Annotated in this window: 15 protein-coding genes; 1 reads left to right on the forward strand and 14 read right to left on the reverse strand. The window is 64.8% G+C overall.

Going from position 1 to position 13,979, the window contains the following annotated elements:
- Positions 1-36: 36 nt before the first annotated feature.
- The 8 genes from tilS to ybgC all read right to left on the reverse strand — a co-directional run bounded on the left by tilS (position 37) and on the right by ybgC (position 8,409).
- On the reverse strand, positions 37-1,428 hold the full coding sequence (gene tilS, locus ACCO56_RS19990) for a tRNA lysidine(34) synthetase TilS (protein ID WP_433642600.1): 1,392 nt from the start codon (positions 1,426-1,428) through the stop codon (positions 37-39).
- Between the two features lie 73 nt (positions 1,429-1,501).
- Positions 1,502-2,494, reverse strand: a complete 993-nt coding sequence (ybgF, locus tag ACCO56_RS19995) for a tol-pal system protein YbgF (RefSeq protein ID WP_433642601.1) — start codon at positions 2,492-2,494, stop codon at positions 1,502-1,504.
- A 469-nt stretch (positions 2,495-2,963) separates the two neighbouring features.
- Positions 2,964-3,461, reverse strand: coding sequence for a peptidoglycan-associated lipoprotein Pal (gene pal / locus ACCO56_RS20000; protein WP_433642602.1), 498 nt, complete (start codon positions 3,459-3,461; stop codon positions 2,964-2,966).
- A gap of 291 nt (positions 3,462-3,752) precedes the next feature.
- Entirely contained in the window at positions 3,753-5,069 is a 1,317-nt protein-coding gene (tolB, locus tag ACCO56_RS20005; protein ID WP_433642603.1) for a Tol-Pal system beta propeller repeat protein TolB, read from the reverse strand.
- A 33-nt stretch (positions 5,070-5,102) separates the two neighbouring features.
- Entirely contained in the window at positions 5,103-6,164 is a 1,062-nt protein-coding gene (locus ACCO56_RS20010; protein ID WP_433642757.1) for a hypothetical protein, read from the reverse strand.
- 13 nt (positions 6,165-6,177) lie between these two features.
- Positions 6,178-6,633, reverse strand: a complete 456-nt coding sequence (gene tolR, locus ACCO56_RS20015) for a protein TolR (RefSeq protein ID WP_433642604.1) — start codon at positions 6,631-6,633, stop codon at positions 6,178-6,180.
- A gap of 12 nt (positions 6,634-6,645) precedes the next feature.
- Entirely contained in the window at positions 6,646-7,356 is a 711-nt protein-coding gene (tolQ, locus tag ACCO56_RS20020) for a protein TolQ (RefSeq protein ID WP_433642605.1), read from the reverse strand.
- 570 nt (positions 7,357-7,926) lie between these two features.
- On the reverse strand, positions 7,927-8,409 hold the full coding sequence (ybgC, locus tag ACCO56_RS20025; RefSeq protein ID WP_433642606.1) for a tol-pal system-associated acyl-CoA thioesterase: 483 nt from the start codon (positions 8,407-8,409) through the stop codon (positions 7,927-7,929).
- A 47-nt stretch (positions 8,410-8,456) separates the two neighbouring features.
- Between ybgC and ACCO56_RS20030 the strand changes: the two genes are divergently transcribed.
- Positions 8,457-9,716, forward strand: coding sequence for a glycoside hydrolase family 5 protein (locus ACCO56_RS20030; RefSeq protein ID WP_433642607.1), 1,260 nt, complete (start codon positions 8,457-8,459; stop codon positions 9,714-9,716).
- A gap of 37 nt (positions 9,717-9,753) precedes the next feature.
- Here the strand turns inward: ACCO56_RS20030 and ruvB are convergent, their stop codons facing one another.
- The 6 genes from ruvB to ACCO56_RS20060 form a co-directional block, all read right to left on the reverse strand.
- Positions 9,754-10,794: a Holliday junction branch migration DNA helicase RuvB gene (gene ruvB / locus ACCO56_RS20035; protein WP_433642608.1), complete on the reverse strand. Its 1,041-nt coding sequence runs from the start codon at positions 10,792-10,794 to the stop codon at positions 9,754-9,756.
- Positions 10,795-11,061: 267 nt separating this feature from the next.
- A complete protein-coding gene (gene ruvA, locus ACCO56_RS20040) occupies positions 11,062-11,682 on the reverse strand; it encodes a Holliday junction branch migration protein RuvA (protein WP_433642609.1) in 621 nt (206 codons plus the stop codon).
- Positions 11,679-12,095, reverse strand: a complete 417-nt coding sequence (locus ACCO56_RS20045) for a type II toxin-antitoxin system VapC family toxin (RefSeq protein ID WP_433642610.1) — start codon at positions 12,093-12,095, stop codon at positions 11,679-11,681. The genes ruvA and ACCO56_RS20045 overlap by 4 nt, the downstream gene beginning before the upstream one ends.
- Before the next feature lies 1 nt (position 12,096).
- Positions 12,097-12,345, reverse strand: coding sequence for an AbrB/MazE/SpoVT family DNA-binding domain-containing protein (locus ACCO56_RS20050; RefSeq protein WP_433642611.1), 249 nt, complete (start codon positions 12,343-12,345; stop codon positions 12,097-12,099).
- Positions 12,346-12,408: 63 nt separating this feature from the next.
- Positions 12,409-12,921: a crossover junction endodeoxyribonuclease RuvC gene (gene ruvC, locus ACCO56_RS20055; protein WP_433642612.1), complete on the reverse strand. Its 513-nt coding sequence runs from the start codon at positions 12,919-12,921 to the stop codon at positions 12,409-12,411.
- A gap of 136 nt (positions 12,922-13,057) precedes the next feature.
- On the reverse strand, positions 13,058-13,588 hold the full coding sequence (locus ACCO56_RS20060) for a DUF1465 family protein (protein WP_433642613.1): 531 nt from the start codon (positions 13,586-13,588) through the stop codon (positions 13,058-13,060).
- Positions 13,589-13,979 lie beyond the last annotated feature (391 nt).

Consider the following 13,979-nt stretch of genomic DNA (forward strand, 5'->3'; position numbering starts at 1 on the left):
GCGCGCGCCATTGCCAAGCGCGACCCGCCGTCTGGGTTAAGCTTCTATGGCAATGTGGCCGGCAAAGGGCGACGCCGGCATCTTCGGCGCGCCGACCAGTTCCGCGACGGCCCTGGCCGCGGCAAGATCGAAGGAAGGCAGGAACCGGACCCAGGGCGAAAGCAGAGGCGTCGCCGACGGTCCTTCCCTTGGCACGGGAGGCCCGAGCGGCACGGCCTCGCCCGCCTCGTTCCGCATGGCCGGCCAGGCAGCCAGCGCGGCGCGAACCAGGCTTTGCGGTGTCTGCATGCTATCTCTTTGTTGTTGCCGCATTTGTGTCATGTCAGGCGTTTCCACCTTCCGCATTTGCGCGCTCTCCAGCGCATCGGTTTGGCCGCCCGCCACGAACGCCCGTGCACGGTCCGGGCCGAACGGCTCGAGCGTGCCGCCCTCGCCCGAAACGAGGAAGCGTCCGTCCCAGATCGTCCCGCTGCGTAAAGGCGTGGGCGCTGGCAGTCCCCTTCCTTCCCGATGAAGGAAGATGCCGCCGCGCCGGACATCCACCATGCAGCGCGACAATGTGGCGCGCCGCGGTTCAGCGAGACCTGCGAAAAGAGCCGCGGTCCGACCGGCGTCGGCGAGATGCTCGCCGCCTCCCATCACGGCGAGCAGGATGCGCAAGGCCTCGATCCCGGCTTGCTTGTCGTTCCCGGCGAATTCCGGCGCGAGCCGCACGAGGCCGGGCGAGACGAGGACGGCACGTTGCCTGACAAGCGCCGCCACGCGTTCCGACAAGGCCACGCGCTCCCGTGCCGCCCGCGCGATATCCTCGCCACTCATCGCGACACCCGTGGCCCGCGTGCGGGCCCGCTCGTAAGTCGTGTCCCGGTTGGTCGGATCGTCGATCCAGTCGATGCCCCTGCCTCGCAGGAACGCCCGAAGGTCGTCGCGTCGATTGCCGAGCAACGGGCGCGCGATCCAGGTCCTTCCGGCGTAAAGCGTGGCGGGTGCCATGCCGGCAAGACCACGCCCCTCGCCGCGCCGGCGTCGCATGGCGATCGTCTCCGCCTGGTCGTCTTTCGTATGGCCGGTGAGGACGAGGTCCGTGTCGGCTTCATCGGCGGCCTGCGCGAGTAGCCGATAGCGCGCCTCCCGCGCGGCCGCCGGGATACCGGTCCCGGGTTTCGGCCCTGTCCAGCGAAATGTCCGGTGCTCGATCCCTTCGGCCGCGCAGAGCCGCGCCACGCCCGCCGCCTCGTCGGCCGATTCCGCGCGCAGGCCGTGATCGATGGTGACGGCGACCAGTTTCGTTCCCGTTCGTTCGAGATGAGCCTTGGCAAGGAGGAGGAGAGCAACGGAATCGCTGCCGCCGGAGACGGCGGCGATCACGGCGCGCCGCCCGGTGCAGTCGAATTTCGGCAGCAGAGTTGAAAACGGCAGGCTAGCCATGGGGATCAATTCAGATACGGTCCGTGGAGGTGGCACCGGCCGGCCCGGATGACCGCATGTGGATTGACCCCGGCTAGCAGCCCACCGCCGCCTGCTCCTTCTTGACCCGTTCCTTGAGCTGGGCGGAGGCATTGGGATAGCGCTTGGCGACCTCGCCGAAGGTTGCGCAGGCGACGTCGCGCTGCTTCAGGCCGGAAAGCGAAATGCCGAGCTTGAGAAGCATTTCGGGGCCCTTTTTGGAGGAGGGATAATCCTTGCTGGCGGCGAGGAAAACCTCGGCTGCGTCGCGGTACTTCTGCTGCCCGAGCAGGGATTCGCCCAGCCAGAAATGCGCGTCGGCCGCCTTGGGATCGGCCGGGAAGCGCGAGATGTGGTCGCGGAAACCGGCTTCGGCGGTCTTGTAGTCTCCGGAGAGGATGAACTCGTAGGCGTTGCGGTAGAGCTCGTCAGGGTCATCCGTGGACGGAAGGGCCGCCACCTGGTCGCCGCCACTGGCGGGCGCGCTGTCCTGGCCCGCGGCGGGCGCGCCGGCCGACATCTGGTCGCCGATGCTGCCGCCCTTCACATTGCCGTCGGCGTCGAAGACGATCGTGCCGAAGTTTTTCGGCGGTTCGCCGCGACCGCCTTGCGCCTCTCCAGGGGCAGCGGCCGTGGCGTCCGGCCGAACCTCGTTCGGGGTAGTCGCTGGATCCGCCGCGCCGCTCCCCGTGGAGGGTCCGGCCGCAGCGACGGACCGGTTGGTGTCTCCGGTCCGCGCGCCCGACTTCTTCTGCTCCAGCTCCTGGAAGCGGAACTCGTTGTCTTCCTGCATCTTGCGCAATTGTTCCTGCATCTGCAGGACCTGGAAGTTGAGTTCCTCGAGGGTTCCGTTCAACTGGCGAATCTGCTCTTCGAGCGCTGTGACGCGTGGATCCCCCGCCTGGGCAAGGCGAATTCCTTCGCTATCGTTGCCGGAACCGAAGACGCCGGGCAAGCCGACCTGCGGTACCGGGACGGTGCGGGCGGGGTCGGGCACGCGGCTCTCCTGGGAAAGCGCACCGCCTCCCGACAGAAGCAGCAACGCCAAGCAGGTTCCGGAAAAGTGTCCGGCGGTTTTCCGACAAGAACCTGCAGCAAGGAAAGAAGCCAAGCAGGCGAGGCGTGGGCGAAGCCACCCAAGCCTGCTTAGCGTGCCGCTGATGATGGTTCGCAAATGCATGTCTGTCTCGCTCTGGATTGCACTGCGGGCGTTGCGACGCCCCGCCTGCTCATATCAGGACGCGCGACTTCGGCCAAATTTTGTTTGACTGACGCTGAGCGCCCCCTCGGCCCGCAGACCACGGGAATACCGAATGTTCCAACGCCAAAAGCGGCCCCCATGGGAGCCGCCATTTCAACCTTGAAGATCGGCAAGAAACCGCTTCGAGAATTCGCTCCGGTGCGGCAGGTGGCGCGGTTTTCGAGAACCGGAGCGGAGCGGACATTCGGTCCGTGAGCACCGGAAGCGCAGAAAACCGCGTCAGATGCCCACCGGAGTAGAATTATCGAGGGGTTTCTCAGCTCCCGGCGCCGCCGAGCACCGTGACGGCGCGACGGTTCTGCGACCAGCAGGAGATGTCGTCGCAGACCGCGACCGGGCGCTCCTTGCCGTAGGAGATGGTGCGGATGCGGTTGGCCTTGACGCCGCGAGCGACCAGGAAATCGCGAGCGGCGGCGGCGCGACGGGCGCCGAGCGCCAGATTGTATTCACGGGTGCCGCGCTCGTCGGCATGGCCTTCGACGGTGACGGAATGGTTGGTGTACTGGTTGAGCCATTGGGCCTGCTTGGAAAGCGTCTGCTGCGCGTCGGCGCGGATCACCGTGGAGTCCGTATCGAAGAAGATGCGGTCGCCGACATTGACGGTGAAGTCCTGCGCAGAACCCGGTGTCGCGGCGCCGAGGCCGAGATCGGCCGCGCTGTTCGGCGTCTTCTTGGAAGCGCAACCGGCAACGGCCAGCGTCGCCACCAGCGCCAGGGCGATCGGGTTGATCTTGAGTGCTGCGATGCGGCGCATCCCGCCTCTCCTTCGCAATATGAGTGATTTCGTTGATCCTCCAGTAACCACGTTGAGGTTAATGGAGCACCAACGAATACGGTTAAAAATTCCTTGCCGGCTTCCGTCCCCGGTTCGGCGTCCCTTTCCCGGGATTACCCCAGAATTGCGGGCGCACCCTAGGCGGAAATGCGGCCAAAACGCGGCATTTCGACCGATTTTCGGCAAGTTCCGGCCCCGCGACCGGCACAAACAGGTCAACAAAAAGGGGCCGGTTGCGGCCCCTTGAAGTATACCGGTGACGGCGCTCGGCTACTCGAGCAGCGGCGACCAGGCCGGATCGGACGCGAAGTTCGAAGTCGGGATCTGCTGTTCGTTACGGCCGGTCAGGTCGATCGAGTAGAGGCGCGGACCGCCGGACCCGGCCGCCTCGCGGAAGAACATGAGCACGCGCCCGTTCGGCGCCCAGGTCGGGCCTTCCTGTTGGAAGCCCGTGCTCAGGATCCGTTCGCCCTGGCCGTCGGTCCTCATGACGCCGATCTGGAACTCGCCGCCCGATTGCTTGGTGAAGGCGATCATGTCGCCGCGCGGCGACCATACCGGCGTGGAGTAGCTGCCATTGCCGTAGGAGATGCGGCGCTGGTTGGAGCCGTCGGCATTCATCACATAGACCTGAGGCTGGCCGCCGCGGTCCGAGGTGAACACGACCTGGCTGCCATCAGGAGAATAGGAAGGCGACGTATCGATCGAATTCGAATTGGTCAGCCGGGTCGTGGTGCGGCTGCGCAGGTCCATGGCGAAGATATTGGAGTTGCCGTCGTCGCGCAGCAGGCTCATGATCACCTTCTGGCCGTCCGGCGAGAAGCGGGGCGCGAAGGTCATTCCGGGGAAATTGCCCACCAGCTCGCGCTGCCCGGTCTCGATCTGCAGGAGATAGACCTGCGGCTGGCCGCGCTCGTAGGACATGTAGGTGATTTCCTGCCGGGTCGGCGAGAAACGCGGCGTCATCACGATCGACCGTCCATCGGAGAGATGGCGCACGCCGGCTCCGTCCTGGTCCATGATGGCGAGGCGCTTCTTGCGCTGGTTCTTCGGGCCGGATTCGTCGACGAAGACGATGCGCGTGTCGAAATAGCCCTTCTCGCCGGTGATCCGCTCATAAATGGCATCGGCGATGATATGAGCCACGCGCCGCCAATTGGCCTTGTTGGCGAAGAACTGCTCGCCGATGAGCTGCTGCCCGGCAAAAGTATCCCACAGGCGAACCTCGGCGCGAAGCCGGCCGTCGGCTTCCTGCGTCACGCGCCCGGTGACCAGCGCTTGCGCGTTGATCACCTTCCAGTCGTCGAAGCGCGGGGCGACATCCGGATTGGCGATCTTCTCGATGAAGGCTCCCTTGTCGATCGGCGCGAAGAGGCCGGACCGCTTCAGGTCGGCCGCGACCACGCCGGCGATCTCGACGCCCATCCCATCCTGCGACACGAAGTCGGTGATGGCGATCGGCAGCGGCTCGACAACGCCCTTGTTGATGTCGATCACCACCTCGGCTTTCGCCGGCGTCGCCGCGAAAGCGGCGACGCCGGAAGCGAACGCGCCGAGGAGGAGAAAGGTCGTCATCAGTTGTTTCATGCGTAAAACCTCGTGGTCCCTTGGGGCGAAGGATCAGAACATTTCGCTGGGGTCGAAATTGACGGTGACGTCCGCCCATGTCTCGTATTTCTCGGCGGGAAGCGTGTAGGGCGCGCAGCGAACCACGGCGCGGCGGGCGGCTTCCGCGGCGGCGCGTTGGACGCCGCTCGCTCCGCCGCCGTCCACCACCTGCGGACTGCCTTCCAGCTCGCCGGCCGGCGTGAGCTTGAACTTGACCGAGACCTTGAGCGTCTCGCCGTCCATTGCGCCGGCCGGTATGTTCCAGCAGCGCTGGATCTGGCCCCGCAGGGCATCCATCTCGCTCTGCGACAGCGAGGAGCCGCTGGTTGTCTTCTTGCCGCCCAGCGCCGCCTGCTCGGCAGAGCGCTTGGCGCCGCCGCCGGCCGCCTTCTCCTTGTTGAGGAGGGCCGCGACTTCGTCGGCATTGAATTCCTTCTCTTCCGATTTCGGCCGGCTCGCCTGCTCCTTGGCCGGCTTCTCCGCCTCCTTGCGCTCAGGCGCCTTGGCGGTCTGGGCTTGCGGCGGCTGCGGGCGCGCCTGGGGAGACGGCACGCTGTCGGGCAGCTTCACGCTCTCGGCCTCGGCCATCTCCGACACAGCCGTCTCCGGCGCGGCGTCGGGTTTGACCTCTTGCTTGGGCTGCGGCTCGGGCGTCGTTTCCGTCGCCGGAGTCGGCTCGGGTTTTGCTTCCGGCTGCTTGGCGGGTTCGGGCTTCTTGTCCTCGACGGGGCGCGGCGTCGGCTCGGGCGACGGCGCAGGAGCGGCCGCCGTCTCGACCGGCTTCGGCTTTGCCTCCGGTGTCGGCGGCTTGTCGGTGTCGATCGTGTTGTCGCCCACCTTCTGGGCGTTCTCGACAATGTCCGGCTTCTTGGTCGGCACCGGCGCCGACTTTTCCGCCTTGGGCGCCTTCTTGTCGCCCTGCTGGATCTGGGTCATGGATTCGACCGGCACGATTTCGACCGGCAGCGCTTCGCTGTCGGCCATTTCCAGGGCGCGCGGTGACGACAGCGAGACCAGGCCGAAGCCGATCACCGCCGCATGCAGGACGACCGATGTGGTGAGGCCTGCTTTCATCTCCATTTCGGCGTCACTTGTCCTGTTCTTGCAAGGTGATGAGGCCGAGATTGCGGTAGCCCGCGGCCGAAATGCGCGCCATCACCTGCATCACCGTGCCGTAGTCCGCGGCCTTGTCGCCGCGCACGAAGATCCGCTCCTCGTAGCCGGTCTTGGAGATGGCCTCGAGCTTGGGCACGACCTCTTCGAGAGCGATCTCCGTCTCCTGCAGATAGATCTGGCCGCCCGGATTGACCGAGATGGTGATCGGCTGCGTCTCGGTGTTGAGCGCCTTGGCCCGGGTTTCCGGCAGATCGATGGGCACGCCGACCGTCATCAGCGGCGCCGCCACCATGAAGATGATGAGCAGCACCAGCATCACGTCGACGAAAGGCGTGACGTTGATCTCGGACATCAGGCCGTGATGCCGGCCCCTGCGCCTGTGACCCCGTCCGCCGCGGCCGCCGCTCTGGCCGATTGACATTCCCATCGCGCTAACCCCTCAGGCCTTGGCCGCTACTTTTTCATCGATTTGGCGCGAGAGTATGGCGGAGAACTCGTCCGCGAACCCCTCCATCCGGAGCGCAAGCTTGCTCGCATCCGATGACAGCTTGTTGTAGGCCATGACGGCGGGGATGGCGGCGAGCAGGCCGATCGCCGTGGCGAGCAGCGCCTCGGCGATGCCCGGCGCGACGACGGCGAGATTGGTCGATTTGGAGCCGGCGATGGCCTGGAAGGAGGTCATGATACCGACCACCGTGCCGAAGAGGCCGATGAATGGCGCCGCGGAGCCGACCGTAGCCAGGAAACCGAGCCGGCCCTCCAGCCCTTCCATCTCGCGGGTAAGCGCGAGGTCCATGGCCTTGTCGATACGTGTCTGCAAGGCAAGCGGCGACTTCGCGCCCTTCTCGAAGCTCTTCTTCCATTCGCGCATGGCCGCCACGAAGATCGAGCCCATGCCGGTGGTCTTGCGGTCTGCCAGCGTGCGGTAGAGCTCTTCCAGGGACTGCCCGGACCAGAACACCTGCTCGAACCGGTTGAGCGCGCTCTGCATGCGCCGGTATGCGATGATCTTGTCGATGATGATGGCCCAGGTCCAGACCGAGGCGGCCAGCAGCCCGAGCATGACCAGCTTCACGATCCATCCGGCCTGCCAGAACAGGGCCCAGACGGAAACAGCTGCGCCGGGCTCGGCGAGAGATAGGTTTTCCATTGCAACGAATTCCCTAAAAGATTCCGGGCTCTCGCTCGCCGCGCGCCCTTGCGCATCATCCCTTGTCGCCCGCGGGCTTCAGCCTCGGAACGCTCCGAATGCGCCTTTCCCGGGCCTTTTCGGAGCCAAATTTGGTGAAAGGAAGGCGTCTCCGCTTTCTTCGAACTTTCACCAAGCTCCTTCATGGACCGTTAAGGTTAAGGATGGGTTAGGGCCGCCGCGACGACTCGTTATTGAGAGGGGTAACGTTCCCGTCATTGCTTGCACCGCTATCGCTCCGGGAGGCGACGCCGAGGCCGGATTGGCGTAAGTCGCGAAGCGAGACTTCGATTCTGCGCCGTTGGGCCCATGCCGGTACGAAACGGAATGGATTCTCGGATCACCTCGCCATCGGCTCGGGTCCGAGAATGACGAAGTTTCAATGCCTGCGCCAATCGCAAACGTTGGCGATTGGCGCAGGCCTTCGATGCAGATCGTCATCCTCGGACGGGAGCCCGCGCCAGCGGGCGAGCTGATCCGAGGATCCATTCCGTTCCATGGCGGCCGATCGCCCGACGGTGCGGAATCCGGTCACACCGGCGCATTCCTATCCGCCGGCAGGAACACATCCAGCCATTCCCTGGGAAAACGGCGGGGCCGGCCATTGGCGCCGATGATCGCCGCCTCCACCCTGGCCTCGATCAGCACGTCATCGCCGCGGCGGATCTGCTGGGCCATGAAGATGCGCGCGCCGGATATGTCTTCCGTGCGGGTATCGATGGTGAGGATGTCGTCGATTCGCGCCGGTGCGCGGAAGTCGATCTCCATGCGCTTCACGACCCAGACCAGCGCCTCGCCATGCTTGCCGTCGGCGAGCTCGGTGTGGTGGACGCCGGCAAGCCGCAGGAAATCGGACCGGCCGCGTTCCAGGAATTCCAGATAGCGGGCGTGATAGACGACGCCTGAGAAGTCCGTGTCGGCATAATAGACGCGCGCCATGATCCGATGGCCGAAAGGCGTCAGTGCCCCCGACAGCCCAGCCACCAGAACATCGGATTCACCATGATCGGCCATCGCGCTTTCCTTTTCATCGCCGGACTGACACTTGTTCCTGCTGGGGGATGGCATCAATGGCGGCGGCGATCAAGAATTGGCTTTTGGGCTTGGCGGCCTTGTTCCTGCTTGCGGCCGGGGGCTTGGCCGCACAGGCGGCGGAGTTTTCCGTGAAACGCGGCATCAATCTGGACCAGTGGACCACCTGGCCGGACGAAAGCCGCTGGAACGAAGCCGACGTGCTTCTGCCTTTCCCGGAATGGCGGCGCACGGTCGGACAGCCGGAGCTCGAAGCGCTCAGGGGAATCGGCTTCGATTTCGTGCGCATGCCGGTCGATCCCTCCCCTTTCCTCTCCGCGCAAGCCAGCCGCCTTCACGAGCGGCTGTACGATGAGGTGCTCGAATCGGCCCGACGGATTCAACAGGCCGGCTTGAAGGTCGTGGTCGATCTCCATCTCATCCCGGCCGGTGGCAATCGCTCGATCGGCATGGGCCAGGTGATGGACGACCCTGCCCTGTTCGACCGCTACGTCGGTCTCGTCGGGCGGATGGCGCGCAGCCTATCGAAAGAAGACCCCTCCCGATTGGCGCTCGAACTGATGAACGAGCCTGTGACGGAGTGCGAGGGCGCGGCGGCCGGAGCGTGGACGGAACGGCTCAAGCGGCTCCATGCGGCCGCGCGCGAAGCGGCGCCCAGGCTGACGCTGGTCCTGGCCGGCGGCTGCTGGGGCAGCGCCGAGGGCCTCGCCGCGCTCGATCCCGCCGAGTTCGGCGACGACAACATTCTATGGACCTTTCACTCCTACGCCCCCTTCCTCGTCACCCACCAGGGCGCGACCTGGGCCGGTGACTTCATCCGCTACGTGAACGGCATTCCCTATCCGCCGCATGCAGTGCCCGCGCCGGAGATGGAGCGCATGCTGGAAGGGGTCCGGCATCGCATCCGGGACGAGGCGCCCTGGTCGCGGCGATCGGGCATGCTGGCCTATCTCGACGAGGAAATGGCCAAGCTCGATACGGCGGAGAAACTGCAGGCCGTCATGGAAGAACCTTTTTCCGTGGTGTCGGCCTGGGCTAGGCGGCATGGCATCGAGCCCCCGCAGATCCTGCTCGGCGAATTCGGCATGATCCGGCAGGAATATGGCGGCGAGTTCGTCATGCCCGCCGCCTCCCGCGCGGCCTATGTCCGCGACATGATCGACATCGCCGAACGCCATGGCTATGGCTGGTCGATCTGGTCCTATGGCGGGGCCTTCGGCGTGGTCGAGGAATTCGAGAGCCGCAAGGCAGAGCCCGACGTGCTGGAGGCCGTGCGTAACTTGCCGTGACCCGCTGGCAGGGTGAGCAAGGCCGGACGAGGGGTTCCTAATCCCCCTCTTCGAACAGATTGATCTGCTGCTGCGCAAGCTCGCGCGGGGCTTCGAGGCCGAGATGCCGCCAGGCATTGGCGGTCAGCACACGGCCGCGCGGCGTGCGGTTGATGAAACCCTGCTGGATCAGATAGGGCTCGATGATGTCCTCGATGGCATCGCGCGGCTCCGACAGGCCGGCCGCGATGGTTTCGATGCCGACCGGCCCGCCGCCGAAATTCATGGCGATCATGGAGAGATACCGCCGGTCGAGTTGGTCGAGGCCGAGCGCGTCGACTTCGAGCCTCGACAACGCTTCGTCCGCGATCACCCGCGTCACATGGTCGGCACCGGCGACCGTCGCGAAGTCGCGCACACGCCGAAGCAGCCGTCCGGCGATGCGCGGGGTGCCGCGTGCGCGCCGCGCGATCTCCAGTGCGCCGTCGTCGCCCATGGGCAGGCCCAGGATGCGTGCGCCGCGGCGCACGATCAGCTCGAGCTCCTCGACCGTGTAGAAATTGAGCCGCACCGGAATGCCGAAACGGTCGCGCAGCGGATTGGTGAGAAGGCCGAGCCGCGTCGTCGCCGCAACGAGCGTGAAACGCGCGAGGTCGATCTTGACGGAGCGCGCCGCGGGTCCCTCGCCGATGATCAAATCGAGCTGGTAATCCTCCATGGCTGGATAGAGGATCTCCTCGACCGCCGGGTTCAACCGGTGGATTTCGTCGATGAAGAGCACGTCACGCTCCTCGAGATTGGTGAGCAGCGCCGCGAGATCGCCTGCCTTGGCAATCACCGGGCCGGAGGTGGAACGGAAGTTCACCCCCATTTCGCGCGCCATGATCTGGGCGAGCGTCGTCTTGCCGAGACCGGGCGGCCCGACGAAGAGCACGTGGTCGAGCGCCTCGCCCCTGCCCTTGGCCGCCTCGATGAACACTTTCAGATTGGCACGCGCCGCCGCCTGGCCGACAAAATCGTCCAGCACCTGCGGCCGCATGGAGGGATCCACGTCTTCGCCGCGCTTATCCGGGGAAATGAGGCGCGAGGGAGAAATCACGAAAGAGGCTCCATGGAAGGAATGCGGGCGAAGCTCGAGTCGGAGCCGCCGATCATTGGCCGGGACGTCACGGAATGGATCCTCGGATCACCTCGCCTTCGGCTCGGGTCCGAGGATGACGAGGATGGAACGTCCATGTCAAACACAAGCGTTCGCGATTTGCGAAGGCCATACCCACCGTCGTCATCCTCGGACCCGAGCCGAAGGCGAGGTGATCCGAGGATCCATTCCGTGACCGCGCGGCAGTCGCGTCGCCGAAGGGAGATCTCACCGCGCCAGTTCCTTCAGGCCCAGCCGTATCAGCTTGGCCGAATCGGCGCCCTCGCCCGCCGCCTTCATTGCGGCGGCGACCGCGTTGGCCGCGATGTCGCGGGAGTAGCCGAGATTGGTCAGCGCCGACACCGCATCGGCGACCGGAGCCGGCGCGACGCCCTCGCCGAGCTCCTGCTTCAGCCCGATCGTGCCGGAGGCAGCACCCGCCAAGGCGGGCGCCTTGTTCTTCAACTCGGTGACGATACGCTCGGCCACCTTCTTGCCGACACCCGGCGCGCGCGAGACCATGGCGATGTCGCGCAGCGCGATCGCGTTGGCGAGGTCGGATGGCGACAGCGTCGAAAGCACGGCGAGCGCAACCTTGGCACCCACACCTTGAACGTTGTTCTGCAGCAGCCTGAACCATTCGCGCTCCAGCGTCGTCTGGAAACCATAGAGCCGGATCATGTCCTCGCGCACGAAGGTCTCGATGAACAGCACCACCGCTTGGCCCTCGCCCGGCAGCGAAGCCAGGGTGCGCGCGGAGCAATAGGCGACATAGCCGACGCCATGGACGTCGACCACGCAATAGTCTTCGCCGATCTCGTCGATCGTCCCCTTGAGCTTGCCGATCATGGATGCGTATCCGGTGCAATGAGTTCAAGGTCTGGGAAATAGGTACGATAGCGGGCGGCATCGCGCGAAAGGAGCCGGTATGCCTTAACCGCCGCATGGGCTCCGATATAGAAATCAGGCAATGGCGACCGGCGATCTCCACCTGCTCGTCGGTAGTTGAGATAGGCCTTACCGGCAAGAAAAGCGGCACTCCATGGTAAGTCCTCGCGCTCCACCAAGGCCGGTGACAGCGTTGCGTTGAGCAGCTCCATGTTCGGGAAACCAGCGGCGAGTTCGGCGAGGATGATGGGGTTGATGACGACGGGTCCGAGACGCTTGGCCTCCTCGAGGCGTCGGTCGCACCATCGCTGCCAGGGAGAGGATGGTTGAAAGAAATCGATCAGAACGTTGGTGTCGACGATCGTCGCCTTCATGTCAGTCGCGCAACAAGGACATGAACTCGTCGGTCGAGAGACCGCCCAGATCCATGACGCCAATGAAACTGCGCATATGGTTCATGAAGGCCGCCACTTCCTTTTCTCGTTCGTCCGTCTCCGGCTCGACCCGTCGCAGCAATGCTTCGCCATCGCGAAGGACAAACTCCACCTCGCTGCCGGGCTCGATGCCCAGGCTGCGGCGAACCGGCTTTGGAATGGTCACTTGTCCTTTTTCGGTTACGCGCATGGTAATACCCCTTTGGTATTACTTATCGACCACTCCAGAACAAGTCAAGAACAGACGGCTGTCCTATCCAGCCAGCGCCGCCAGCCTTGCCGGTGCCGATTGCCTATGATGGGCGTGGCAGATGGCGATGGCGAGCGCGTCCGCGGCATCGTCCGTGTCGAAGGCGGATTTCGGCAGCAAAACCTTCACCATCATATGGATCTGCTTCTTGTCGCCATGGCCGACGCCGATCACCGTCTTCTTCACCGCGTTGGGAGCGTATTCGGCCACCACCAGCCCGGCCCTGGCCGGTACCAGCATGGCAATGCCGCGCGCCTGGCCGAGCTTCAGCGTCGCTGTCGCATCCTTGTTGACGAAGGTCTGCTCCACCGCCGCTTCGTGGGGCATATGGGCATGCAGCACCTCGGCGAGCCCGTCATGCAATTGGCACAGCCGCTGCGCCAGCGATGCCTTGTCGTCCGAACGCACGGTGCCCGAGGCCACGAAACGGAGGGAATTGCCCAGTGTCTCCACGATGCCCCAACCGGTGCGCCTCAGCCCCGGATCGATGCCGACGATGCGAATCGTGTCCCTCATTTGCCTCACTCTAACCGCGCCGGAACACGAGACCAGCGAAAAGTGAACAAAAGGGAAACAGGGTTACCATCCGTTGGGAATCCGGGATGGGTCCTCGCGGCAGCGCTCCCGACGACGCAGAACCTCGCCAGCGACACTACGCCCTTGCGAAAGCCGTGTTGAGCAGCCTGATCTGGTCGGAAACCGGGTTGGAACGGCGCATCACCTGGGGCGACGGCGAGCCGTTCCGGCCGTAGATCTGATCGTCCATCCGGCGCACCAGGCCCTGCAGGCGCAGCGAGCGGGTTACGAGGTCACGGAATGTTTCCGGCAGGTCCGCCCAGCCTTCCGTGCTCTCGCTCACGGAAGCGGTGTCGAGCCGCACCTTGGACTTCTCGGAGGCGACCTGGTCGCGGGTCATCTCGCCGGAATTGGCGGCGCGCTGCAGGAGCAGCCACGAGGCGACCTGCATGAGCCTCGTGGTGAGCCGCATCGATTCGGCGGCGTAAAGCGTGGCGGCCAAGCGCGGCAGCTTCCTGGCCTCGATCCGGCCCTGGCCATCCAGATATTCGGCGGTCTGCTCGACCAGGCCCATGCCTTCATTGTACAGAGGCTTGAAGGAATTCGAGAAAACCCGGCGCTCGGCCAGGCTGATCGTCACCGCGCTTTGCCTCGACGGCTCACTCATTTCGTACGCCCCTGAACTGCCACTCGACTGCCAGGCCTTTCCCGGCCTTGTCCGATGTCGCCCGCCTATACGACAGGGGCCGAAAATGCTCCAAGGCCCCGGCGAAGGCAAGCTTATGTTTAACAGAGGGTTAATTTGGGCGATTTCGAGCCGAAGACAAAAAAAGAGCCGCGGAAAGCGGCTCTCAGAAGTTTAACAGGGAGGCGTCAAACAGAGTGGCTCCAACCACTCGGTAAGAATCCAGATCACTGGATGCCCACAGTAAACACCTGTAAAGCTTAATGGACGGTTAACGCCGCGGACGATTTTCGAACCGCCGAACCCGTTCTGTCCCGTTAAGGCACAGCGAATCGCCTACTTCACCATTCTCGGTTGCATAAGAAGTGATTCT

Source organism: Mesorhizobium sp. 1B3, from assembly GCF_050958605.1.
In the GTDB taxonomy this organism is placed as follows: Bacteria; Pseudomonadota; Alphaproteobacteria; order Rhizobiales; family Rhizobiaceae.